Annotated in this window: 20 protein-coding genes; 4 read left to right on the top strand and 16 right to left on the bottom strand. The window is 73.1% G+C overall.

Translation table 11 applies throughout. The annotated features are described in order from the left end of the window. Window positions 1-59 precede the first annotated feature (59 nt). The 6 genes from ACZ46W_RS02515 to ACZ46W_RS02490 all read right to left on the bottom strand — a co-directional run bounded on the left by ACZ46W_RS02515 (window position 60) and on the right by ACZ46W_RS02490 (window position 8,071). Entirely contained in the window at window positions 60-611 is a 552-nt protein-coding gene (locus ACZ46W_RS02515) for a hypothetical protein (protein ID WP_468330080.1), read from the bottom strand. Between the two features lie 36 nt (window positions 612-647). Next, the gene (locus tag ACZ46W_RS02510) at window positions 648-1,343 is read right to left on the bottom strand and encodes an ester cyclase (protein WP_468330077.1); all 696 of its coding nucleotides are present in this window, start codon (window positions 1,341-1,343) and stop codon (window positions 648-650) included. A 73-nt stretch (window positions 1,344-1,416) separates the two neighbouring features. Next, the gene (locus ACZ46W_RS02505; protein WP_468330074.1) at window positions 1,417-4,287 is read right to left on the bottom strand and encodes a helix-turn-helix transcriptional regulator; all 2,871 of its coding nucleotides are present in this window, start codon (window positions 4,285-4,287) and stop codon (window positions 1,417-1,419) included. A 203-nt stretch (window positions 4,288-4,490) separates the two neighbouring features. After that, complete coding sequence (locus ACZ46W_RS02500; RefSeq protein ID WP_468332389.1) at window positions 4,491-6,302, bottom strand: S8 family serine peptidase; 1,812 nt, start codon at window positions 6,300-6,302, stop codon at window positions 4,491-4,493. Between the two features lie 891 nt (window positions 6,303-7,193). After that, a complete protein-coding gene (locus ACZ46W_RS02495; RefSeq protein WP_468332386.1) occupies window positions 7,194-7,619 on the bottom strand; it encodes a hypothetical protein in 426 nt (141 codons plus the stop codon). A gap of 5 nt (window positions 7,620-7,624) precedes the next feature. Beyond that, complete coding sequence (locus ACZ46W_RS02490) at window positions 7,625-8,071, bottom strand: ATP-binding protein (RefSeq protein ID WP_468330071.1); 447 nt, start codon at window positions 8,069-8,071, stop codon at window positions 7,625-7,627. A 214-nt stretch (window positions 8,072-8,285) separates the two neighbouring features. On the opposite strand from ACZ46W_RS02490, the gene ACZ46W_RS02485 reads away from it, so the two are divergent. Beyond that, window positions 8,286-9,149 (top strand): helix-turn-helix domain-containing protein, encoded by an 864-nt coding sequence (locus ACZ46W_RS02485; RefSeq protein WP_468330068.1) that lies wholly within the window; start codon window positions 8,286-8,288, stop codon window positions 9,147-9,149. Next, entirely contained in the window at window positions 9,150-9,395 is a 246-nt protein-coding gene (locus ACZ46W_RS02480; RefSeq protein ID WP_468330065.1) for a DUF397 domain-containing protein, read from the top strand. A gap of 1 nt (window position 9,396) precedes the next feature. Here the strand turns inward: ACZ46W_RS02480 and ACZ46W_RS02475 are convergent, their stop codons facing one another. From ACZ46W_RS02475 to tgmA, 6 genes are all read right to left on the bottom strand, one after another. Further along, window positions 9,397-11,298, bottom strand: a complete 1,902-nt coding sequence (locus ACZ46W_RS02475; protein ID WP_468330062.1) for a M64 family metallopeptidase — start codon at window positions 11,296-11,298, stop codon at window positions 9,397-9,399. A gap of 66 nt (window positions 11,299-11,364) precedes the next feature. Continuing rightward, window positions 11,365-12,687, bottom strand: coding sequence for a 6-phospho-beta-glucosidase (locus tag ACZ46W_RS02470; RefSeq protein ID WP_468330059.1), 1,323 nt, complete (start codon window positions 12,685-12,687; stop codon window positions 11,365-11,367). 19 nt (window positions 12,688-12,706) lie between these two features. After that, window positions 12,707-14,473 (bottom strand): hydroxysqualene dehydroxylase, encoded by a 1,767-nt coding sequence (locus ACZ46W_RS02465; RefSeq protein WP_468330055.1) that lies wholly within the window; start codon window positions 14,471-14,473, stop codon window positions 12,707-12,709. A gap of 141 nt (window positions 14,474-14,614) precedes the next feature. Then, window positions 14,615-15,121 (bottom strand): EF-hand domain-containing protein, encoded by a 507-nt coding sequence (locus tag ACZ46W_RS02460; protein WP_468330052.1) that lies wholly within the window; start codon window positions 15,119-15,121, stop codon window positions 14,615-14,617. A 47-nt stretch (window positions 15,122-15,168) separates the two neighbouring features. Continuing rightward, the gene (gene tgmB, locus ACZ46W_RS02455) at window positions 15,169-16,113 is read right to left on the bottom strand and encodes an ATP-grasp ribosomal peptide maturase (RefSeq protein ID WP_468330049.1); all 945 of its coding nucleotides are present in this window, start codon (window positions 16,111-16,113) and stop codon (window positions 15,169-15,171) included. A gap of 20 nt (window positions 16,114-16,133) precedes the next feature. Then, the gene (tgmA, locus tag ACZ46W_RS02450; RefSeq protein WP_366126254.1) at window positions 16,134-16,328 is read right to left on the bottom strand and encodes a putative ATP-grasp-modified RiPP; all 195 of its coding nucleotides are present in this window, start codon (window positions 16,326-16,328) and stop codon (window positions 16,134-16,136) included. A 130-nt stretch (window positions 16,329-16,458) separates the two neighbouring features. Here tgmA and ACZ46W_RS02445 point away from each other — a divergent pair, with 130 nt between their 5' ends. Next, on the top strand, window positions 16,459-16,938 hold the full coding sequence (locus ACZ46W_RS02445; protein WP_468330045.1) for a YchJ family protein: 480 nt from the start codon (window positions 16,459-16,461) through the stop codon (window positions 16,936-16,938). A gap of 23 nt (window positions 16,939-16,961) precedes the next feature. Here ACZ46W_RS02445 and ACZ46W_RS02440 read toward each other — a convergent pair whose 3' ends face one another. From ACZ46W_RS02440 to ACZ46W_RS02430, 3 genes are all read right to left on the bottom strand, one after another. Then, window positions 16,962-19,004 carry an MDR family MFS transporter gene (locus tag ACZ46W_RS02440; protein WP_468330042.1) on the bottom strand — a complete coding sequence of 681 codons (2,043 nt, stop codon included), beginning with the start codon at window positions 19,002-19,004 and terminating at the stop codon, window positions 16,962-16,964. A gap of 67 nt (window positions 19,005-19,071) precedes the next feature. After that, window positions 19,072-19,506: a GNAT family N-acetyltransferase gene (locus tag ACZ46W_RS02435; protein WP_468330039.1), complete on the bottom strand. Its 435-nt coding sequence runs from the start codon at window positions 19,504-19,506 to the stop codon at window positions 19,072-19,074. Between the two features lie 42 nt (window positions 19,507-19,548). After that, window positions 19,549-19,809, bottom strand: coding sequence for a hypothetical protein (locus ACZ46W_RS02430; protein WP_366126250.1), 261 nt, complete (start codon window positions 19,807-19,809; stop codon window positions 19,549-19,551). Between the two features lie 201 nt (window positions 19,810-20,010). On the opposite strand from ACZ46W_RS02430, the gene ACZ46W_RS02425 reads away from it, so the two are divergent. Further along, on the top strand, window positions 20,011-21,930 hold the full coding sequence (locus tag ACZ46W_RS02425) for an AMP-dependent synthetase/ligase (protein WP_468330036.1): 1,920 nt from the start codon (window positions 20,011-20,013) through the stop codon (window positions 21,928-21,930). A gap of 23 nt (window positions 21,931-21,953) precedes the next feature. Here ACZ46W_RS02425 and ACZ46W_RS02420 read toward each other — a convergent pair whose 3' ends face one another. Then, on the bottom strand, window positions 21,954-23,174 hold the full coding sequence (locus ACZ46W_RS02420) for a PucR-like N-terminal domain-containing protein (RefSeq protein ID WP_468330033.1): 1,221 nt from the start codon (window positions 23,172-23,174) through the stop codon (window positions 21,954-21,956). Window positions 23,175-23,673 lie beyond the last annotated feature (499 nt).

The following is a 23,673-nucleotide window of genomic DNA, read 5'->3' as shown; positions in this document are numbered from 1 at the left end:
CGCGCCGTCGCCCCGGCCGGTACGGGACGGGCCCGCCTCACCCGGTGGTCCGCCCGTGTCTACGGCACCACGCCGGGGGCGTACGTCCGCGCCGGCGCGCACTCGGCACGCAGCGCCGCGAGCGCGGGCCAGGGGCTGTGCGGGGCGAACACGCGGGGCGGCGCGGGGCGCGGGCCGATCACGGCGTAGTGGACCGGCAGGAAGGACAGGTCGCCCCAGGGCTCCACCGTGTGCGCCCGGGCGAGCACCCCGCCGCACCGGACGCATCCGATCCACGGCACGAGGACGTGATCCGAACCCGGCGAGGGAAGCGGCCGGGCGTGCGGGTGCTCGATCAGCCGCAGCGGGGCGTCCTCGTCGTCGGAGGCGACCGCCGCGCAGCACAACAGCTTGGCCGTGAGCTCGTCGCCCATGCCCCACGCCTGCACCAGCACCGCGATCTCGGCCAGCGTGGTCTCGCTGATCACCACCCCGTGGGCCTGGAGACCGGACACGAGCGCGTCGAGCCCGGCCTCCTGTTCGCCCGTGTTCCAGCAGTCCCGGACCCGGGTGGCGCCGGGCTCGGGCAGCAGGGCGGCAAAGCGGTACCAGAGAGTAACTTCATCGATCACCCGCGAAGGCTATCGGGTCGAAGGTGAGGGCACCGACTATGCCTCCACCACGCCCAACTGCCGCATCATGCCCAGGTCGTCCACGTTCCACCAGCTCTCCGCGATCTTGCCGCCCTCGCAGCGGAAGGTCGCGTGGCCCGTACCGGACACATCCCGGTTCGTGGCTTCGATGTCCTTGTACGCGCCGACCTGGCGGCCCTTGAACGACATCCGCAGGCAGACCCGGTCACCCTCGGCGACGAGCTCCTCGATCGTGCACGTCGGCCGGAACGCCGCCATGAGCTCCCGGTTCTCCGCCTTGGCGGTCGCCAGGTCCGCGTCGTACGTCGGGAAGTTCGGGTCGTGCTCCCGGTAGTCGCTGGTGCACAGGTCGTCGGCCGCGTCGACGTTCCCCTTGTTGATCACCTCGTCCACGAACTTCTGGACGACGAGCTTGTTGAGCTGCTCGTCCCGGACGACGTCCAGGTCCGTGAAGGTGGGTTCACCGTCACAGAGGGCCACCATCTCCCGGAAGATCCGGTCGGTCTCGGGCAGCCTCGAGTTCTCCATCGCCTCCTCGTACGAGGGGAATTCCACGATCTCCAGCACATGGCTGGAGTCCGAACGGTCCCGGCCCATCAGCGCGTGGGTGGCCGTCCGCTTGCCCTGGGTCGCCTCGACCCAGTTGTCCAGCAGCCGGTTCACCTCGTCGACTCGGTCGGTCTTGCAGTCGATGATCTGGACGAATGTCATGATTCCTCCCGCCATAGGGGAACGACTGCGCCGTTTTCAGCGTATGACGGACGGCGGTTCCCGGCGCGAGGGATCAGCGCGAGGCCGCGGCCGGTCCGCTGAGGGCCGTCGCGAGCTGCGCGCGGGAGCGGACGTCGAGCTTCTGGTAGATACGGGTCAGCCGGGCCTCGACCGTCTTCACGCTCAGGTACAGCTTCGCCGCCGCCTCCTGGTTGCTCGCGCCCTCCCCGACCAGCCGGGCGAGCCGTAGCTCGGCCTCGGTCAGCCGGGACAGCGCGCTTCCGGCGGCCGGCGCCTGGGCGGAATCGGCGGGCGACGGGCTCTCGGCCGTCAGCCCCAGCCAGGGCGCCGCGCCCGCCCGCTCGAAGACGGCGGCCGCCGCCTGCATCGCCGCCTGCGCGGCCGACCGTCTGCGCCGCCGCCGCTCCACCCGGGCCAGGGCGATCAGGCACCGCCCCTGCTCCAGCACCAGCCCGTGCCCGGCGAACCGGTCGGCCGTGCCAACGAGCAGGTCGACCGCCTCGTCGGTCTTCCCGCCCGCCGCCAGGCACAGCGCGTACACCCGGTCGCAGCCCAGCAGCACCGTGGTGCGGCCCAGCCGTTCGGCGACCGGACCCACGTCGGCCAGCAGGCCCTGGGCCTCGTCCAGGGCGTCGTTCGCGAGCAGCGCCTCGGCCAGCTCCTCGTGCCAGCGCAGCATGGACGGGTCGACCGTGCACTGGGCGTTCTCGCCGTCCCGTACCCGGCGCAGCGTCTCCAGCGCGCCCGCCACGTCCCCGGTGACGAGCTGCACCCGGCCGAGCGCGTACAGGCTGCGCGAGAGGAAGACGTGGTCGCCCTCCTCCTCCGACGCCCGGACGCTGCGCCGCGCGTACCCGGCCGCCCGCGCGAAGCTGCCGCCCGCCGTCTCGGCCAGCGCCAGCGCGTACCAGGCGGGCCCCGGCGACAGGCCCGCCTCCAGCGTCAGGGCCAGCGACCGCTCGGCGTGCGCGAGGGCCGCCGCGCACTGGCCGCGCCGGGCCTCGACCTCGGCGAGCGTGTGCAGCAGCTCGATGGAGTCCTCGACCGGGCCACGCCGCTCGACCAGCGGCAGCAGCGCGTACAGTTGGTCACGGGCCTCGGTCAGCCGGTCGTCGAACAGGGCATGACGGATCGTCAGGATCTGGGCGGTGTTGTGGACGCCCAGCGGCCGGTCGGTCATCTCCAGGGCGCGCGCCTCGGCCAGCGTCCGCTCGGCGTCCGGCGAGCCCAGCACCCGGTCCATCCGGGCCTGCTGCGTCAGCGCCTTCGCGGCCGTGTGCCGGTCGCCCACCGATGTGGCGAGCGCGGCGGACTCGACCGCCGCCGCCCGGGACCGCACCGGATCACCGTCGGCGAGCACGTGCTTGACCCCGAGGCGCAGCAGCACCGCTGCGCGCAGGCCCGGGTCGTCGTTGGAGTCCTCCATGGCGTGCACATACAGCTCGTCCAGGTCGGTCAGCCCCTGCCCCGCCGTGTCCAGCACGGCCAGCCGGGCCCGGACCCGGTCGGCGGGCGTGGCGTCCCGCGCCAGCAGGTCGGCGGCGGCACGCATCGCGAGATCGGCGCGGGCGGCCCGCGCGGCCTCCTCCGCGGCGTCCACCAACCGCTCCAGCCGGCGGCGGCCCAGGCTCGCGGGCGTGGTCTCGGCGGCGAGCAGGGCCAGTTCGGCGGCGAGCGCGCTGTTGCCGCGCCGACGCGCCGTGTCGGCCGCCTCGGCGATCTGGGCGGCCAGGTCCTCGTCCGGCACGTCGTTGGCCAGCGCCCGGTGCCGGACCACCTCCACCGGGTCGTCCGCCACCTCGGCGAGCGCGGCGTGCCCCCGGCTGCGCTCGGTCCAGCAGGTGTCGTGGACCAGCGTGGACGGCAGCAGCCCGGCCGTGAACGCGACCGTCCCGTCCTCGGTCAGGGATATCAGCCCGGCCCGCTCGGCGGCGGCCAGCTCCGCCTCCGCCGTCGGCCGCCCGGCGCGGCGCAGCAGCGCGGTCGTCGGGCGCAGCGCCAGCGCGGCGAGCAGCAGCGTCGCCCGTACGGAGGCGGAGGCGGGCGCCAGCATCCGGCGCGCCACGTCCCGGGCCCGCCCGGACAGCGGCAGCGCCTCGGCGTGGTGCACGGGGGTCCTGGAGTCGGCCAGGGAGCGGCCGACGGCGAGCGCGAGGCGCGGGTTGCCGCCGCTGGCGCGGTGGATGCGCCCGGCGAGCCGGGACGGCAGCCGGTGGTGGACCAGCAGCTCGGCCATCTCGTCCGCCTGGAGCGGCGGTACCAGCAGGACGTCCGCCTCGGAGGCCACCCACAGCGGCATGGGCGCGCCCCCGCTGTCCGTCCCGCCTCCGGCGTAGGGTGCCGGTGTCTCGACGGCGACGACCCGCAGCGCGGGCGGCGCGAGGTGCAGGGCGAAGCGGAGCAGGTCCGCGCTGTCGGCGTCGATGCGCTGGGCGTCGTCGACGACGAGGAGGACGGGCGCCCGCTCGGTCAGGGTCCGCAGGATGCCGGCGATGGCCAGCCGCAGCGCGATGGGGTCCCAGCCGCTGTCCAGGGCGACGGACTCGCGGCACAGCACGGCGACGGCGTCCCGCTGCGGGCCCGGCAGGCCGTCGAGCGCGAAGCCGGGCACGGAGGCGACCAGCGCGGCCGCCGCGGCCCCGGCCATCTCCCGGTCGGCGGGCTGCGGGGTCAGCCACACGACGGTCTCGCCGCGCGCGGAGGCCTGCTCGGCGGCGGCCTGGGCGACCTCCGTCTTGCCGACCCCGGGCGGCCCGGTGAGCAGGGCGCGGCCACGGGCGTGCAGGACGCGTTCGAGGCGGGCGAGCAGCTCGTCCCGCCCGACGGGCGCGGGCCGGTCGGTCTGCCCGGGGGCGTACGGCGCGGAACCGGCTCCGTACGGCGCGGGGACGCACGGCGTGGCGGGGTACGGCGTCGACCTCACCTGCGACCACCACCCTCCGGCGCGCGGACCCCCTGCCCACGGACCCCCTGCCCGTGATCTGTCTCGCGAGCGCAGCATACGAACTCGGCCCCGGGAGTCCAGGTGTCCTGTCCGGTATGTGGACGAACACACAAGCGGGCGTGCCCGCGGCGAAGTGCCGCGAACACGCCCTGACCTGTGGAGATGTGGGTCCTTCAGGTGGATCAGAAGGTCAGACCCCAGGAGTCGATGTAGCCGGTGTCACCCGACGCCACGTCCCTGACCTGGAGCTTCCAGGTGCCGTTCGCGACCTCGGTGGAGGCGTCGACGGTGTACGAGGCGAGGACGTTGTCGGCCGAGTCGCTGCTGCTGGAGTTCTTCAGCCGGTACAGGGTGCCGTCCGGCGCCACCAGGTCGATGACGAGGTCGCCGCGCCAGGTGTGCTTGATGTCCACGTCGACCTTGAGGGCGGCGGGGGCGTTGCCGGTGCGGCCGGTGACGGAGATCGCGGACGTCACAGTGGTGTTGTCCGAAATCGTCACGTTCGTGGCGTTGGTGAACACCGCTCCGGTACCGGGGGTGGTGGTACCGGTCACGGCGTTCACGGTCTTGGTCGCGTCCGCGATGCCGGCGCCGCAGCCGCCGGTGCAGGTGCCGGGCAGCGGACGGGCGTTGGCCTTGATCGCCGACTCGATCTCGGCCGGGGTCAGGGTCGACTTGGCCGACTTGAGCAGCGCGGCGAGCCCGGCGATGTGCGGGGCCGCCATCGAAGTGCCCTGGTAGGGCTTGTAGTTCTCCAGCGACTGGGTCGTGGTGCCGGAGTTCAGCGTGGAGAGGATGCCGTTCTCGGGGGTGGTGACGGTGCCGGGCGTGTCGGTGGCGCGGCGGGTCTCACCGCCCGGGGCCGAGACGTCGATGATGGAGCCGTAGTTCGAGTAGTACGAACGGTTGCCCTCACGGCTGGTGGACGCCACGTTGATGACGTTCGCGCAGTTGGCGGGCGTGAAGCCGGACGCGTTGGCGTTGCTGTTGCCGGCCGCGACGACGACGGTCGCCCCCCGTGCGACCGCGCCGTCGATGGCGTTCTTGTACACGGTCGGGCAGGTCGAGCTGGCACCGCCGAGGCTCATGTTGATGACCTTGGCCGGGTTCGGGTTCGCCGGGATGCCCGGGACGGAGCCGCCGGAGGCCCAGGTGATCGCGTCGGCGATGTCCGAGGACGAGCCGCCGCACTTGCCGAGCACGCGCACGTGCTGGACCTTGGCGCCGTACGCGATGCCCGCGACGCCCTTGGCGTTGTGCGTGGTCGCCGCGATGGTGCCCGCGACGTGGGTGCCGTGCCAGGAGGAGTTGCTCGCCCGGGAGCCGGTGCCGCACTCGCCGTCGGTGGCGTTCCAGTCGCCCTCGTCCTTCGGGTCGGCGTCGCGGCCGTTGCCGTCACGGGCGTCGGCGGAGCTGGAGATGAAGTCGTAGCCCGAGACGGTGTTGCCGCTCAGGTCACTGTGCGCGGCGTACCCGGTGTCGATGACGGCGACGGTGACGCCGCTGCCGGTGGTCTTGTCCCAGGCGCCGGGCACGTTCATGCCGCCGGTGGCCTCGAAGAGGTCCCACTGCTTGGCGTACTCGGTGTCGTTGGGCGTGACGGCCATCGCGTAGGCGCGGATGTCGGCCTCGACGGAGGCGACCTGGGGGTCGGCCCGGAAGGCGTCCATGACCTCGGTGACGTCCTGCTTGGTGGCGTCCGCGCCCAGGTCGACGAGTGCGGCGCCGCTCGCGAGGCGGCGTTCGAAGCTGAGCTTCTCGCCCGTCTCGGTGGCCTTCGCCGCGGCGTCGCTCTTGGCGGCGGCGTTCGACGTGGCCTCGGCGGTACGGGACTTGTAGGTGACGATGACCTTGTCCACCGGCGCGCTGGGCAGCGCGGCCGGGGACATGGCCTGCGAAGCCGGGGCAGCCGGCTTCGGGGTGGGGGTGGCCTCTGCGGCGAGGGCCACCGTGGAGGTGGCGGTCACGCCGAGGATCGTGGCGCTCGCCGCCACGACGGATATGAGTCTCCGCCTGGAACCGTTCAAGGTGTTCCCTTTCAGGGCAGCTCCGGCGACTCCCGGAGCGGCTGACGGTGCAGGGCGCGACGGGCGGCGGGCGCGTGGGGAACGCGGAGGTGCCGTGGGGGTGGCACCCCGTGATCCCCGGGCCGGGTACGCCCGTTGCGCCGCCGCCGACGCGACGGCCCCTGGGGGCGGGGCCGTCACCGGCGGAACTCGCGAATTACATGCACCTGACAGTCAGGTGGATGAGAACCTCCGGTGCGGCAGACAGTAGGGAAACCCGCGATGAACCCGATACGGGGAAAACCCTTGTCACCCCCGCGAGGGTCGAGGGCGGGGCGGGGGGAGGGGTGCGCTCACCACTGCGCGCGTCGGCACCCGGCCCTGCTGGGCTCCCGGCGTCGCCGGGCCCCCGTGCGACTGGGCGCGCTGCTTCGGCCGCTCGCCGGCCAGGCCCTGGCCGGCGATCCGGCCGGGGGGAATGGGTCCGCCCTGCCATGCCGTCGGCACCGCCCCCGGGTGCACCCGCCCGGCGGGCCGGCACGGGGCGCGGCGCGGGCCCGGCGTCCCCGGCGCGACGCGTGGCCGGGCGTCCCCGGTGGCCGGCGGACCGGTCCCGGAGCGGCGGCGGGGCGTCCCCGGCGGCGCCTGGCCGGGCGTCCCCGGCGGCGCCGGCGGTGCGGGCGCCGCCGGGGCGTCGGTCCCGGGACGGGCCGCCACGGGGCGCACGGCGACGCGGGGCGGGCGTGCACGGAAGGGGGCCGTCGTTCCGGTCAGGGGGACGAACGCGAGAGATCACCCGCGGCTCGCGCGGCCCTGCCCCCCAGCCGGGGCCGCGCGAGCCGGCCGCCGTGGCCGGGAGGCCACAGGCGGTCAGGTGGGTCAGAGGCGGGTCCCGACGCCCGGGAGCGTCCAGGCGGGAGCCACGCCGGTGAGCTGGCAGATCATGAGGTAGAGCGGGATGGGCGGGGTGTACGGGGACGTCGTGCCGGGCCGCTGGATCAGCCGGGGGCGCCGGTCCGGAACGCAGGCGTCCACCGCGTAACAGGACGGCAGCGGCCAGCGCAGGTCGGCGTCCGAGCCGGCCGGGACGATCCACCACCACCAGTCCGTGTCGGCGAACACGCACCCGTCGCCGGGCAGCCGGGACAGCAGCCGGAACCCGTACCGCGCCGGTACCCCCACCGCGTCGCAGCCCAGCGCCGCGGGCAGCGACGGCGGCAGCGTCAGCCGCACCTCCCCGTCGGGTTCGACGTGCCGGGCCGCCCCCGCCCCCCGCTGGCCACGCGCCGACAGCAGCGTGGCCATCGTCCTCAGCACGCCAGCTCCGCCCAGACGACGCGCCCCGCCCCGTGCCGCGCGTCGTGCGCGCCCCACGCGCTGCTGACCGCGTCCACGAGCAGCAGCCCCCGGCCGCCCTCCTCCGGCGCGACCCGCCGCAGCCGGGGCCCGGTGGCGGGCGAGCCCTCGTCCTGGACGGACACCCGCAACTGCCCGCCGCAGTCCCGGAGTTCGCAGATCACCCGGCAGCTCGCCGTGTGCACCACGGCATTGGTGACCAGTTCGGAGACCACCAGCGTCACCGCCTCGCACACGGTGCCGTCCACCTCCCACAGCACCAGCCGTTCCTCGACGAGGTGTCTGGCTCTGGCGACCGATTCCGCGCGTGCGGGAAGTTCGAAGGAGAAGCGGCGGACGTCGGCGGAGATCGGGGGTCGTGGGGCGATGAGCCGGGGGGTGAGCGCATTACCAGGAGCCACGACCGATTCCTAACGTGGGGGAGCGGCCCCGTACGTCGCCTCTCCCGTGGCGGAGCGCGGCAGCCGCGTGAACTGGTTCACCAACTGGTTCACCGGAATACTTTCCTCCCGCCACGGACACTTGGCAAGTGGCACTCTGAAAATTGCAGAGTGTGGTGTTCTCGGTGCCCGCCGCATGGCACACTCATCGAAACAGCGCGTGGGGAGGTCTTAAGTGAGCGAGCCGCGGTCCGCCCCCACCGTGGGACAGGTCGTACTCGGCAAGCGTTTGCAGGATCTGCGGGAGCGGGCCGGCCTGAGGCGGGAGGAGGCCGCCAAGGTGCTCCGGGTGGCACCGGCCACGATCCGCCGCATGGAGACCGCGGAAGTCGCGCTGAAGATCCCTTACGTACAGCTCCTGCTCCAGGCGTACGGGGTGCCCGCCGACGAGGCGGACGGCTTCGTCCAACTCGCCGAGGACGCCAACAAGCCCGGCTGGTGGCAGCGGTTCCACGACGTCCTGCCGGGCTGGTTCAGCATGTACGTCAGCCTGGAGGGCGCCGCGAGCGTCATCCGGGCCTATGAACCGCAGTTCGTGCCCGGCCTCCTCCAGACCGAGGAGTACGCCCGGGCGATCCTGCGCGGTGGCGCCGTCGGACAGGTCAGGCACGACGACATCGAACGGCACGTGGCGCTCCGGATGGAACGGCAGTCCCTGCTCACCCGCCCCGACGCGCCGAAGTTCTGGGTGATCATGGACGAGACGGTGCTGCGCCGTCCCGTGGGCGGCGGCCCCGCCATCATGCGGGCGCAGATCGACCGACTGCTGGAGGCCGCCGAGCTGCCCAACGTCACCCTCCAGGTCGCCGAGTTCGCCACGGGCCACCACCCCGGCACCTACGGCCCCTTCGTCCTCTTCCGCTTCGCCATGCCCGAACTCCCGGACATGGTCTACAGCGAGTACCTGACCGGCGCGGTCTACCTCGACGCGCGCCCCGAGGTGGCCTCGCACCTCGAGGTCATGGACCGCATGGCGGCGCAGGCCGCCACCGCGCAACGTACGAAGGAAATCCTCAAGGATTTCCGCAAGGAGCTGTGAATGGATAGCGCGAAGCGCATATACAACGGCATGCCCGCCGCCGAACTCGGGGCCGACGGCTGGCACAAGCCGTGGAGCGGCGGCAACGGCGGCAACTGCATCGAGGCCATGAAACTGGCGGACGGCCGTGTCGCCGTCCGCCAGTCCGCCGACCCCGACGGGCCCGCGCTCATCTACAGCCACAAGGAGATCGCCGCGTTCATCCAGGGGGCCAAGTCGGGCAAGGCCGACTTCCTGCTCACCTGACTCAGGGGCTGGGGGGCACCAGCGTGACGAGGAACCTCTTCGCCGGGCCGGTGTTCCCGGCCGGGTCGACCGTCCGGTACTCCACGGTGTGCGTGCCGTACTCGGGCGTCGCGTCGTCCCACGGCACCACGCGCGGGGTGCCGAGCTTCCCGTACACCAGGCCGTCGATCTCCGTGCCGCCCGGGGTGAACCGGAACGGCGCGTCCGCGTCCGTCGGCCAGCCGTAGTACGTGTACCAGCCGTCACCGTCCACCCGGAACTGGCTGACGACGTAACCCTCCTGGTCGTCGCGGGCGGTCAGCCGCATGGTGAACGGGCCGTCGTACACGTACTCCACCGGCCGCCCCGGCCGGTGCACCGTGCGCAGCGGCTTCGACAGCTCGTACGAGGCCGAGGCCGCCGTCCCGTCCACCGTCCAGCGCAGCTCGCGGTCCGTGCCCGCGATCCGGGCCGTCAGCGTGTGCGTGGTGCCGGGGCGCAGCCGCAGCGCGGACAGGTCCAGGTCACGGTCGTTGCCCGGGTTCGCCACGAGCCGGCCGTCCAGCCGCCACTGGACGGCGAGCGTCCGGTCCACCGGGTGCGTGGTGTCGGCGTACACCACCGACTGGGCCCCCACGGGCGCGCCGGTGGCCGTGTGCCCGGTGAACTCCGGTGCCACGGCGGCCGGATCGGTCGCCACCGACGTGTCGACCGTCCACCTGACGGTACGGGTCAGCGCCGCCGAGCCGCGCACCGCCGGGTCCCGGACGAACGGCGTCGGGTCCGTCACCGTCGCCGTCAGCGTGTGCCTGCCGCGCGCCACGTCCAACTGCCGCAGGTCCAGCGTGCGGGCCCCGGCCCCGGTCACCGGCAGCACCGGCTGCCCGTCCAGCCGCCACACCACGTCCAGTTCGCCGCCGAGCGGGTGCAGGGTGTCGACCCACACCGTCCGGTCGGCGCCGATCGGCGCCGCGTTGGGCGTGTGCCCCTGCACCAGGTTCACCTTCGCCGAGATCGCCTGGACCATCACCTCCCGGCCCACCTGGTCGAAGGCGTACCCGAGCGTCTTCATGATCGAGTGCTTGCTCGGCCGCCACACGCCCTTGGTGCTGTACAGGCCACCCTCGTACCGTCCGATGACGCCGCCCGACTCGCTCTCCTCGCCCAGCCAGCGCCACCACTTGGCCCGCCGGTCCCGCATCTGCTGCTCGGTGAGCACGGTGTGGTGCGCGGACGACGGTTCGCCGCCCTGGTACGTCCCGCCCGGCACGCCGCGCCCGTAGTAGTCGTACTCGTCCTGGAGCCCGCCCAGCGAGTGGCCGATCTCGTGCGGGGTGATGAGGGAGGAGAGCGCGTTGCCGCCGGAGGCGGTGGCGTAGGTGCCGCCCGCGCCGCCGTAGGTGTCGCTGTTGGCGAGGGCGACGATCTGCCGGTTGGCGCTCGTCGAGCCGGGCACCAGGTCGGCGAGCGCGTTCGCCGCGCCGCCGTCCACGGTCAGCAGCCGCTGCACGCTGTTCGCGTCGCAGCCGTTCCAGAAGCCCATGCCGAGCGGAGTGTCCCGGCGCGGCGCGTCCAGGCCCGGATCGCAGTCGACACCCGCCTCGGCGGAGGGAACCTCGACGGCCCAGACGTTGATGTACGAGCGGTAGGAGGCGAACGGCTCGATGCTCCACAGGACGCCGAGGTGCTTGTCGACGTCCGCCCGGAACTCGGGGAGCTGTTCGGCGGTGTAGCCGTCCCCCAGCAGGACCAGGTTGAACCGCTTGTCGGCGGGGCCTGTGGTCTGTACGGGGACGACGGTGGCGTTCTCGGTGACAGGGACGCGCTCCCCGGCGGTGGCCGGTCCGGCGCCCACCAGTGCGGTGGTGAGAAGCGAGACCGCGCCGATCAGCGCGGCGACTCGTCCAGGGCGTGTGGCAACCATGGGGCCGGAGCGTACGGTGTGCCCAACGTGCCGTAAAGACAGCCGTGTTGGCCACGGCTGCCGTCGTCACGCGAGATAGCCCAGCCCCGGGTGCTCGGCCACGTACGCGTCCAGCAGCCGCCGCGCCACGGACACCGAGTCGACCAGCGGGTGCAGCGCGAACGCCCGCACGGCCGCCTCCCGCGATCCGCCCTCCGCCGCCGCCATCACCTCGCGCTCCACCGCCTTGACCGCCGTCACCAGGCCCGCCGCGTGGTACGGCAGCGGCGCCACCGACACTGGGTGGGCGCCGTTGGCGTCCACGAAGCACGGCACCTCGATCACCGCGTCCGCGTCGAGCACCGACAGGGTCGTGCGGTTGCGGACGTTCAGGATGAGCGCGGTGCGCTCGTCACGGGCGATGGCCCGCATCAGCGCCAGGGCCACCTTCTCGTAGCCGCCGGACTCCAGGTCCTCCTCCGCCCGCTCCCCGACGCCGGCCGCCTCCCGGTTGGCCGCCATGTAGGTGGCCTCCCGCTCGGCGAGGACACGGCGCCAGGCGTCCAGGGAGGGGGAGTCGTAGAACGCGGCCTGCTGCTCGTGCAGATACGCCCCGCGCGTCCGCTCCGCCTCCCGGTAGGCCCGTACCGCCTCGCGGTTGAAGTAGTAGTAGTGCAGGTACTCGTTGGGGATCGCGCCCAGTGAGCGCAGCCACTCGGGCCCGAAGAGCTTGCCCTCCTCGAAGGAGCCCAGCGCCCGGGGGTCCGCCAGCAGCCGTGGCAGCTCGTCCCGCCCCGCCACCCGCACCCCGCGCAGCCAGCCGAGGTGGTTCAGCCCGACGTAGTCGAACCACGCCTCGTCCGGGTCGGCGCCCAGCAGCCTCGCCACGCGCCGCCCGAGGCCCACCGGTGAGTCGCAGATGCCGATCACCCGGTCGCCCAGGACCCGCGACATGGCCTCCGTCACCAGCCCGGCCGGATTGGTGAAGTTGATGACCCAGGCGTCCGGGGCGACCTCGGCGATCCGGCGCGCGATCGCCACCGCCACCGGAACCGTCCGCAGCCCGTACGCGATGCCGCCCGCGCCGACCGTCTCCTGGCCCAGCACACCCTCGGCGAGCGCCACCCGCTCGTCCGCCGCCCGCCCGGCCAGGCCCCCGACGCGGATCGCGGAGAACACGAAGTCCGCGCCCCGCAGCGCCTCGTCGAGATCGGTGGTCGCCGTCACCACCGGCGCGTCCGGCACGCCCGCCGCCTGCTCGGCCAGCACCCCCCGGATCGCCCCGAGCCGGTCCGCGTCCACGTCGTACAGCGTGACCCGGGTGATCCGGCCCTCCGCGTGGTCACCCAGCAGCGCCCGGTACACCAGCGGCACCCGGAACCCGCCGCCGCCCAGAATCGTCAGCCTCATGGCGGCCACGCTACCGGGATCACCCCAGGTCGAGCGCGTTGCGCAGGCCCAGCCGGTAGCGGGTGCGGTCGTGCCGTTTCAGGGCCTCGATCTCCGGGGCCCGGAACAGGGGCTTCACGGTGCACCGGGCCGCGTCCGAACCGATGCGGTCCAGCAGGGCGTTGACCGCCTGGCGGGCGGCGGCGTTGGCGCCCTCCATGGTCGCCAGGTCGATGTCGACCGACACGTAGTCGCCCGCCAGGAAGAAGTTCGGCACCGCCGTGTCCGCCGGCGGGCGGAGGTGGAAGGTGCCGACCGGGTGGATCAGCAGCTCGTCCTCGTTGGTGGGGTTCGGGGTGCCGAGGCCGTCCACGCCCGGGTCCAGGAACCACGAGTGCAGGGCGCCGTCCTTGAGCACGGCGCGGCCGGTGTCGTTGAGGGCCGCCTTGAGCTGGGCCCACACCTCGCGGGCCACCTGCTCGCGGGTGCACTGCTTGGCGGTCTTCCCGTACAGGATCCCCGGCTTGTCCCACTCCGAGATGTCCACCGACAGGCAGTCCACGGCCACGCCGTCGCCGTAGTCGGCGGGGAAGTCACGGTGCGGCCAGTGCTCGGCCTGGGCGATCGCCGTCAACGACCAGGGCGAGTCGATGCAGTTGACATGGCCGTGGACCATGGGCGGGCGCTCGGTCAGGTAGAACTGGATGCCCGTCATCCAGTCCGTCCGGAGGCGGTCGCACCGCGCGAGGCGCGGGTCCGCCGCGCGCAGCGCCGCGCCCCAGGTGCGCCGGGCGTGCTCGACCGGCAGCGCGCAGACGTAGTGGTCGGCCGTCACCGTGGTGCGTACGCCGCCGGGGTCCTCGACCAGCGCGCCGGTCACCCGGCCGGCGCCGTACAGCACCTCGCGCAGGGTCCAGCCGATCCGGAACTCGACGCCCAGGGACCGCAGGTGGGCCTCCCACGGGTCGATCCACGCCTCGTTGGTGGGCGCGTTGAGGATCCGGTCCGGCGGCCCGTCCGCGCCCCGGCCGAGAGCGTTGAACACGAACGCCTCGCCGAGGGTGCCGACCGTGCGGGTGCTGGCCTCCTCCGCCTTGGTGGCCACGATGTTGCGGGTGACGCCGATGGCCAGTATCCGCTGGTACGTCTCCGACATCTGCGCGGCCCGGGTGAACTCCCACCAGGGCGTGCGCTCCCACACCTCGTCACGCCGCTCGTCGCAGCTCGTGAGGAAGACGAGCGCCCGGTTGACGAAGTACGCGGCCTCGTGGAGGGGCAGTCCGGTGGCCGTCTCGACGAGCGCGGTCAGGGCGCGGCGGATCTCGTCGAGGGTGAGCCGCTCCGGGGTGTGGCCGGGCCAGGGGATGGGCATCCGCAGGTCCTCGCGGCCCGTGCGGGCGAACATCATCTCGCGGGGTGCGACCAGGTTGTCGAAGACCCCGCGGGCGTTGCCGGGGAAGGGGATGCGGCGCATCGTGTCGGGGAGGTTGTGGTAGATGCCCGGGATGAAGCGGAAGCCGTGCTCGGCGGGCAGCGGTCTGCGCCCGCCCCTGGCACTGCCGGGTACGTCCATGCTGCGGGCCTTGCCGCCGAGCGCGCGCCGCTCGTAGACGGTGACCCTGAAGCCCCGCTCGGCCAGCTCGTGCGCGGCGGTGAGCCCGGCGACCCCGCCGCCGAACACCGCGACGGCGGGCGCCGCCGCCGCGGCCGCGGTGGCCGGGACCGGCAGGGCGCCCACCCCGACCGCGCCGGTGACGGCGGTGGCGCCCGCCATGAAGGTGCGTCGCGTCGTACCCGTACGGTGCATTCCCACCCACCCCTTACCCGCGGTAACGGTCACGTCGGTCGCAGGAGCATAGGGCCGCCCCGGCGGACCCGGAACCACCGTGCGCCCCCCTTCGCACAGGGGCCGTCACAATGGCCGGATCCCGCCACCGGGGCCGCCGGCTCAGCCCGCGTAGAAGCGCCTGACGGCCTTGAGGAACTCCTTGGAATCGATCCGTCCGCTGCTGTCGGCGTCCAGTCGCGCGAAGTACTCCCCGGCCTCGTCCGCGGACATCCCCAGGAAGTCGCCCGCCCGCAGGAACTCGCCCCGGTCGATCGAGCCGTCACCGTCGGTGTCGAGCACCTCGAACAGCGTCCTGGACACCTCCCCCTTGCCCGGGCGGTCCGGGGAGCGGAAGGCGGGGGAGGTGCGAACGGCCACGTACTCCTCGGCGGTCAGGCTCCCGTCGCCGTCGGTGTCGCCGATCGACAGCAGGAAGTCGAACTGCTCGTCGTTGGCCTCCAGCAGCGCGCGGCCCTTGGGCGCGTCCTCCCCGACGCCGAGCTCGGTCAGCAGCCTGCGCGGCGCCCGCAGGAAGTCGTCCCGGCCGACGGACCCGTCGCCGTCCGCGTCCATGCGCTGGAACTCCTGGACGGCGTTCAGCCTGGCCTTGTCAGTGATGTCGGTCATGTCCGAGAGCCTGCCAGTCACGGCACCGCCCACCGGCGAGCCTGCGATCAGGTTCGCCCTGACGAGTGAGGCGAGCCCGCCAGCCAGGCCGCGACCGCCGCGGCGATCGGCTGGCCCGTCTCCAGCTCCACGAAGCCGAACTGCCCACCCTGGTTGCACTCCAGGAACCACCACAGGCCCTCGGCGTCCTCGGCGAAGTCGAACGCGGCGTACGCGAGGCCCGCCAGGTCCATGAAGTCGCGGACCGGCCGGGCGATCCGGTCGGGCACCCCGACCGGCTCCCAGCCGTGCCCGGTGTCGCCGTAGCGCCCGTCGACCTGCCCCTCGGCGGAGACCTTGCGGGCCGCGAACAACCGCCCGCCGACACAGGTGAGCCGGATGTCGGCCCGCTTGGCCACGTACCCCTGGAGCAGCGTCGGCCCGGCCGCGACCCCGGCGAAGTCCGTGCCCGGCTCCACCAGCGTGGTCGGCAGCGCGACCGGCGGCTCGGTGCGCGGCGGACCCGACAGGGACTTGACCACCACCCGCCCGTGCCGCGCCGCGAACTCCTCGGCCACCCGGGGGAAGGTCGTCACCAGCGTGGGCGGCACGGCGAAGCCGCTGTGGTGCGCGACCCTCAACTGCCAGGGTTTGTACCGGGCCTGGGCCGCCTGCCGGGGATGGTTCATCCAGCGTGCCGTGGTGGAGTACAGCATCCCGTACAGCGCCTGGGCGGTCTCGGCGGTCAGCCACGCCGAGGCCTCCGGCGCGTGCGCCGCCGGCTCGCCGGGCCTGCGCACCCACACGGAACGCAGGGCCCGGGAGCTGACCATGCGGCCCTGTGCCGACAGGTAGCAGTGGAAGTCCCCGCGGACGTACTCGGCCGACAGGTCGGCACCCCCGGGCAGGTCGGCGGGGTCCAGGCGCACCAGCGGAACTCCCCGCTCGTGAAGCTCGGTCACCACCATGTCGGCCGTGACGTCCTGAGGGCTCGTCAGGATCAGTACGGTCATCGGTGCGTGGGCCGGGTCGCTCAGTCGTCGAAGTGGGTCTGGGAGCCAGCGGTGGACGTCGTCGTGCCGGCGGCCAGGAGCAGCGCGCGGTCACTGATGGCCGGGCGCCCGTCCGGCAGGACGTTGAGCTGAAGCGCCGGGTCGTAGGCGTAGAGAGCGGTGACGTCCTCCGAAGCCTTCTGCGGACGCGCGTAGCTGCACGCGAACGGCTGCATGATCCCCTCCATCACTTCGTCAACTTCGGTACATGTGACGGTACGCGGTACATGTGTAGTGATCTCATTACTCTCCGCTGCATTACGGACACGGGCCGGGGTGGTCGGCCCCGACCGGCAGAATGGAGGCATGTCCCGACGCACCGGCGGCCGCCGCGCCACACCCCGCCCGACCTCCCGTAACGCCCGGCCCGCCGGGGGTGAGCGGCCCGCGCCCGAGGTACGTGCCGACACCCCCTGCCCCTGTGGTCTGCCGTCCACCTACGGGGCATGTTGTGGCAGGTTTCACACCGGTGAGACGCTCGCCCCGACCGCCCGGTTGCTTATGCGCTCCCGCTACTGCGCCTTCGTGGTCCGCGACGAGTCGTACCTGCTGCGCACCTGGGCACCGGCCACCCGCCCCCGGAGCGTCGACTTCGACCCCGCCATGCGCTGGACGGGCCTGGAGATCACCGACACCACCGACGGCACCCTCTTCCACACCACCGGCACCGTCACCTTCGTCGCCCGCTACACCCACCACGGCGAGCCGGGCGCGCTGCGCGAACGCAGCCGCTTCGAGAAGGCCGACGGCGCCTGGGTGTACGTCGACGGCACCTTCACCGACTAGGCGCCGTCAGGGACAGGGCGGGTTCACCGACCGGGCATGGACGCCGCCAGGTCCTCCGCCAGGAGCCGTTTCGCGATGGCGTCCACCGCCGCCCGCAGCTCGGGCCCGCTCGGGCGGCCGCTCTCCCGCTCGACCTGCCCGGCCAGCCACCGCCCCCACGCGTCGCTGATCACCCGCGCCTCGCGCGCCCCCGCCCCGGTGTGCGAGAACAGGTGCCCGTCCCGGGTCAGGTACCCCTCCTCGACCATCCGGTCGAACACCGGCACCAGCACCTCCGGCGGCAGCCTCCGGCGCGCCGCGATCAGGCCCAGGCTCGCGTGCCCCACCAGCCGGGTCAGCAGTTCCACCTGCATCACCGCCCACGCGCCCGCCACGTCGAGCCGTGTGTCGGACGCCTCGATCACCTTCCGTACCGTGTTCGGGTCCATCCGGCGCAGCAGCCTGCCCACCGCCAGCTCCAGCAGCCTCGCCGAGTCGGCGGTCGCGACCGGCGACGAGAACCCCTCGCCCATGTCCGGCGCCGTCGCCCGGGCCGTGTCGCGCAGCCGCACCTGCTTGAGGAACAGCGCCACCACGAACCCGACGGCCGCCACCGGGACCGTCCACAGGAACACGGTGTGCAGCGTGTCCCCGTACGCCTCGATCACCGGCGCGGCCTGGTCCGGCGGCAGCGCGTGCACCCCCGCCGGGCTCTGCGCCGCCCGCGCCAGCACCGCCGCGTCCGGCGCCCCGGCCACCGCGGTGGCCTCGCGGACGCCCTCCGCCAGGTTGGGCCCCAGCGCGTTGGCGTAGATGGTGCCGAAGACGGCCGTGCCGAAGGACATGCCGAGCGTGCGGAAGAAGGTCACGCCCGAGGTGGCCGTGCCGAGGTCGGCGTACTCCACCGTGTTCTGCACGGCGATGGTCAGCACCTGCATGCACAGGCCGATCCCGGTGCCCAGCACGAACATGTACAGCGACTCCGGCCACGTCCCCGTCCCCGGGCCCATCAGGGACAGCAGGAACAGCCCGGCGCCCATCACCAGCGAGCCGACGATGGGGAAGAGCCGGTACCGGCCCGTTCTGCTGACGACGTTGCCGCTGTACACCGACGCGATCAGCAGGCCCAGCACCATGGGCAGCGTCCGTACGCCGGAGACGGTCGCCGAGTCCCCGTCGACGTACTGGAGGTACGACGGCAGGAAGATCATCGCGCCGAGCATGGCGAAGCCCACGATGAAGCTCAGGGCCGAGCAGATGCCGAAGACGGGGTTCCGGAAGAGCCGCATCGGCAGCATCGGCTCGACGGCCCGCGTCTCGGCCGCGCAGAACAGCGCGAGCGCCACCAGCCCGCCGGCGAACAGCCCGAGGATCACCGGTGAGCCCCACGCGTACTCGTTGCCGCCCCAGCTCGTCGCCAGGATCAGCGCGCTCGCGCCCACCGTGACCAGCGCGATGCCCGGGTAGTCGATGGCCGGGCGGCCCGCCGACCGGACGGAGGGGATGGTGCGGGCGGCGGCGATCACCACGAGGACGGCGATGGGGACGTTGACGTAGAACGCCCATCGCCAGGACGCGTGGTCGGTGAACAGCCCGCCCAGCAGCGGTCCGATCACCGTGGAGACACCGAAGACGGCGCCGATCGCCCCCTGGTACTTCCCGCGTTCGCGCAGCGGGATGACGTCCGCGATCAGCGCCATGGCCGTCACCATCAGCCCGCCCGCGCCGATGCCCTGCACCCCGCGCCACACGATCAGCAGGGGCATGTTGGCCGCGAGCCCGCACAGGAACGACCCGGTGATGAAGACGACCGCCGAGACCTGGAAGACCACCTTGCGGCCGAAGAGGTCGCCGAACCTGCCGACCAGCACGGTGGCGACCGTCTCCGCGAGCAGGTACGCGGTGACCACCCACGACATGTGCGAGGCACCGCCCAGGTCCGCCACGATCGTCGGCAGCGCCGTCCCGACGATCGTCTGGTCCAGCGCCGCGAGCAGCACCCCCAGCATGATCGTCACGAAGACGACGTTCCGCTGCCGGGCATCGAGCACCGGCGGCGCGGCGGGCGGGGCGGCGGTCGTCGTCACGCTTGCACCCTCACACCGGCGGACCACCCCCGCATGCGGGCACGGTCCGGACCGGTGACCGGCGGCGTCAGAGCTCGATCTGGTACCGGATGAAGCCCCGGTTCTCGGCCACCCTGTCGTAGAGCCGCCGTGCCGTCGCGTTGGACTCGTGGGTGTTCCAGTACACCCGCACGCAGCCCTGCTCGCGCGCCCACCGGGTCACGGCGGCGATCAGCTCGCGGGCGACGCCCCGGCCGCGCACGTCCGGAGCGGTGAACAGGTCCTGGAGGTAGCACACATCGGGCCCGGAGGTGTTGGCGTGCCTGAAGAAGTGCGTGATCCCGACGAGCCGGCCGTCCAGCCGCGCCCCCAGCGCGTGCGTCCGGGTGTCCGCCTGGAACTCGCGCCAGGACCGCTCGTACATCTCGGGCGGCTCGACCCTCTCGTAGAAGTCGATGTACGCGCGGAAGAGCGACTCCCAGGCGTCCCGGTCGGACGGCTTCAGCCTGTCGATACTGATCATGCCGTTACGATCGCACGGGCCTTCGGGCCCAGGCCGCCCGGGTCAGTGCCAGGCCGCGCGCGGCCGCAGGATCAGCCCCGGGTTGTAGGCGCCGAGCACCTTGTTCGCCCGGGCCAGCGCCGCCAGCGCGTGCTCGCGGTCCGCCTGGTCGTCCGCGCACATCGGGGCGCGGAACCGGTACACCTCGCGCGCCGCGCACTCGGCGTCGACCTCCGCCTGAAGGATGCCGATCGGCATGCACGAGCCGATCAGGGCGGCGACCCGATCGGGGATCGGGACGGGGATGAGGGGCGACGCGGTCACGTGGAGTCCTTCACTGCTGTGCGCTGCTTGTGGCAGCCGTCTGTTTGCTGTGCTCCCTCCATGGGTACAGCATCAGGTTCGCGTTTTCCCCAAGGGTTTGTATCTGTGCTGCAACCGTTTGCCCCCGAGGCCGTTGATTTTCTGTTACGCGGGAGTAAGTTGAGCGCTCCGTAAGTCTGAGGTCTCGGACGGGAGCCGGCCATGGGCGTGCGCAAGGACCTGAGGAGAGCCCGGAAGCGCGACGATCTCGCCCGTCGCGTGGAGATCGAACTGATCCGGGACGAGCACGGCGCCGTACGCGAGGTGCGCGCCGCACCGCTCGCCGGCCCCGCCGCCGGCCCGGGCACCATCGCGGACATCCCGTACACCAACGCCCGGGAGGCCCCCGGCGCCGTCGTCCTGCGCCGCAAGGCCGGGGACTCCTGGCAGCCGGTCACCGCCGCCGCCTTCGCCCGCGAAGTCACCGCCGTGGCCAAGGGCTTGATCGCCGCCGGGCTGGAACCGGGCGGCCGGGTCGCGCTGATGTCCCGCACCCGCTACGAATGGGCCGTCCTCGACTTCGCCGTCTGGGCGGCCGGGGGACAGTCCGTACCCGTCTACGCCACCGCCTCCGCCGCGCAGATCACCTGGATACTGCGTGACTCCGGCGCCCGCTTCCTCGTCGCCGAGGCGGACGAGCACGCCGAGACCGCAGAGCGAGCCGCCCTCGAACTCCCCGCCTCCCCGCGCATCTGGCGCATCGACGCGGGCGCCCTCGACGAACTCGCCGCGCTGGGCCGGGACATACCCGACGAGGAGGTCGAGCGGCGGCGCGCCGCCCTCACCCCCGGCACCATCGCCACCCTCTGCTACACCTCCGGCACCACCGGGCCGCCCAAGGGCTGCGTCCTCACCCACGCCAACCTGCACGCCGAAGCCGCCAACACCGTCGAGCTGCTCCACCCGGTCTTCACGGAGGTCACCGGACAGACCGCGTCCACCCTCCTCTTCCTGCCCCTCGCGCACATCCTCGGCCGTACGCTCCACATAGCCTGCCTCCTCGCCCGGATAGAGACCGGCCACTGCCCCGGCATCAAGCCGGACGAACTCCGCCCCGAACTGCGGCGGTTCCGGCCGACGTTCGTGGTCGGCGTGCCCTACCTCTTCGAGAAGATCCACGACACGGCGCGCGCCACGGCCGAGAAGATCGGGCGCGGGGCGTCCTTCGAGCGCGCCGACCGCGTCGCCGTACGGTTCGGCGAGGCGTACCTCGCCAAGTACCTCGGCACCGGAAAGGGCCCTGGCCCCGGGCTGTACCTGGCGTGGGCGCTGTACGACCTGCTGGTCTACCGGCGCGTGCGCAAGGAGCTCGGCGGCCGGCTGCGCTACGCGATCAGCGGCGGCTCCCCGCTTGACCGGCGGCTCAACCTCTTCTTCTACGCGGCCGGGATCATCGTCTACGAGGGGTACGGGCTGACCGAGACCACCGCGGCGGCCACCCTCATCCCGCCGCTCGCCCCGCGCCCCGGGACGGTCGGACTGCCCGTGCCCGGCACCGCCGTACGCATCGCCGAGGACGGCGAGGTGCTGATCAAGGGCGGCATCGTCTTCGGCGCCTACTGGAACAACCCCGCCGCCACGGAGCAGGCGCTGCGCGGGGAGTGGTTCGCCACCGGCGACCTGGGCGCGCTCGACGACGACGGTTACCTCACGATCACCGGACGGAAGAAGGACATCCTGGTCACCTCCGGCGGCAAGAACGTCTCCCCCGCCGTGCTGGAGGACCGGCTGCGCAGCCGCCCGCCGGTCGCCCAGTGCGTCGTGGTCGGCGACAACCGTCCCTACGTCGCCGCCCTCGTGACCCTCGACCCCGACGCCGTCGCCCACTGGCTGGCGGTCCGCAAACGCACCGCCGCCACCCCGCTCACCGAACTGTGCGAGGACCCCGAGCTCCTCGCCGACGTCCAGCGGGCGGTCGACCACGCCAACGAGGCCGTCTCGCGGGCGGAGTCGATACGGCGCTTCCGCGTCGTACCGGGGGAGTTCACCGAGGACAACGGACTGCTCACGCCGTCCCTGAAGATCAAGCGCCATGCGGTCGTGGCGGCCTACGCGGACGAGATCGAGGCCCTCTACGCGTGAGGCCGGGGGCCGCCGGGTGCGGTTCACCCGCCGGACCGCCGCCCGGCCGCCGCCCGCAGGTGCAGCGCCCGCAGCACCGCCTCCGTGGCGAACCGGGTCTGCGGGGCGGTGAGCCGCCCGCCGAAGCGGGCCTCCAGGGTGCGCATCCGGTAGCGCACCGTCTGGGGGTGCACATCGAGCAGCTCGCCCATCTGCGCGGCGGTGCCACGGGTGTCCAGCCAGGTGCGCAGTGTCTCGATGAGCCGGGTCCGGCGGGTCGGGGTCAGCCCGGCGAGCGGGGCGAGCTGACGCTCGGCCAGGTGGTCGACGAGGCCGGGGTCGGCCAGCAGCCAGAGGGTGAGCAGGTGGTCGGCGCAGAAGGTGAGCGGCGCGTCCTCGATCACGTCGCCGTCGATCAGCTCCAGGACGCGCCGGGCCCAGCGCAGCGAGTCGGCGGCGGACGCGGTGGGGACGGTCAGGCCGACGGCGGCGCGGGCGGTGGGGAACGCGGCTTCCAGCATCCGTCTTCGGGTGTCGTCCACCTCACCGGGGAGGAGCAGGTGCGGCTGGGGATCGCCCAGGTCCAGCAGGACATCGTTGTCGATCCCGGAGCGGGGTGCCCGGGCCGGGGAGCGGAGGGCGACGAGCGTGACCCGTGCGGGCAGCGGCCAGCCCGCCTGCTCGGCCAGCCCGGCGACGGCGGTGCGCGGTGCGGGCGGCGCTGCGAGGATCAGGTGCAGCAGCCGCCTGCGTAACCCGTCGGTCTGCTCGGCGGCCTCCGCCCGTACCTGGAGGTAGCCCTCGCGGGTGAGGGCCTCCAGCTCGTCGATGTACGCGAACAGCGCGTCGGCGAAGCTGAGCATCAAGGTGGGGGACAGGTTGTAGCGCCGGCCGACCTTCTTGGCGCGCCGCAGCGCGACCCGGGCGCCCAGGCGGTAGGCCCCTTGCAGGGTCTCCAGGCTGCGCCCCTCGTAGGCCTCGAACCGGCCGAACCTCCGGCACATCTCGTCGCGCAGGGTCGTCGGCGCGGAGGGCGAGGCGACCTGGTCGACGAAGGCGGAGATGTTCTGCTCGACGCCCAGCCGGATCGCCTGCCCGTAGGGGCCGTTGAGGAGGCGGGCGTACTCGGGATAGGCACGGGTGACCTCGATGCCTATCTCCTGGATGAGGCTCGGCAGTTCGGGCCGGATGATGGCGGCGAACTCCTGGGGGAGCGGCCCCAGTGGCTCGCCCGCGTCCGACGGCTGGGTGGCGGATCTCGGCATGACGGGTGGCCCCTCGGGAGGCGGCGGTGCGGGGGCGCGTGGGGGGAAGCGCTCCCACGTGCGGACGGGGTTGAGCACTTCGTGGGTGCTGAGCACTTCGTGGGGGTGCTGAGGACTTGGTGGGTGCTGAACATAGACCACAAGCCCTTGCGCGCGCACCGGTTGGGACAGTGGCCACAGGCGTCGCGCACCGATCTGGCCGAAGCCCGACCGTTGTCGCGGCCCGGCGGCGGCCGATGCGCGACCGGAGGGGCGGGACTGCTCACTTCCGGATAAGAAATCCCCGCGATCTGTTGCCCGGGAGACAAGAAAATACCCGGCGGTAAGAGCGTCCCGGAAAACTCACGGGCGAGTATTGCGCGGCCGGTTACTCGCTCGTAGCGTCAATCGCGCAAGGTGCTCGACCTGGTGGCCGTCCGAATTAGGCCCCGCGTTCCGTGAAGTGAGCCGCCACCGCTTTTCCCCGACGCGTACGAGCCGCATACGTGCCGGCGGACGA

The organism is Streptomyces sp. NPDC031064, from assembly GCF_055570965.1.
This window is presented reverse-complemented; position numbering and strand designations above follow the sequence as displayed.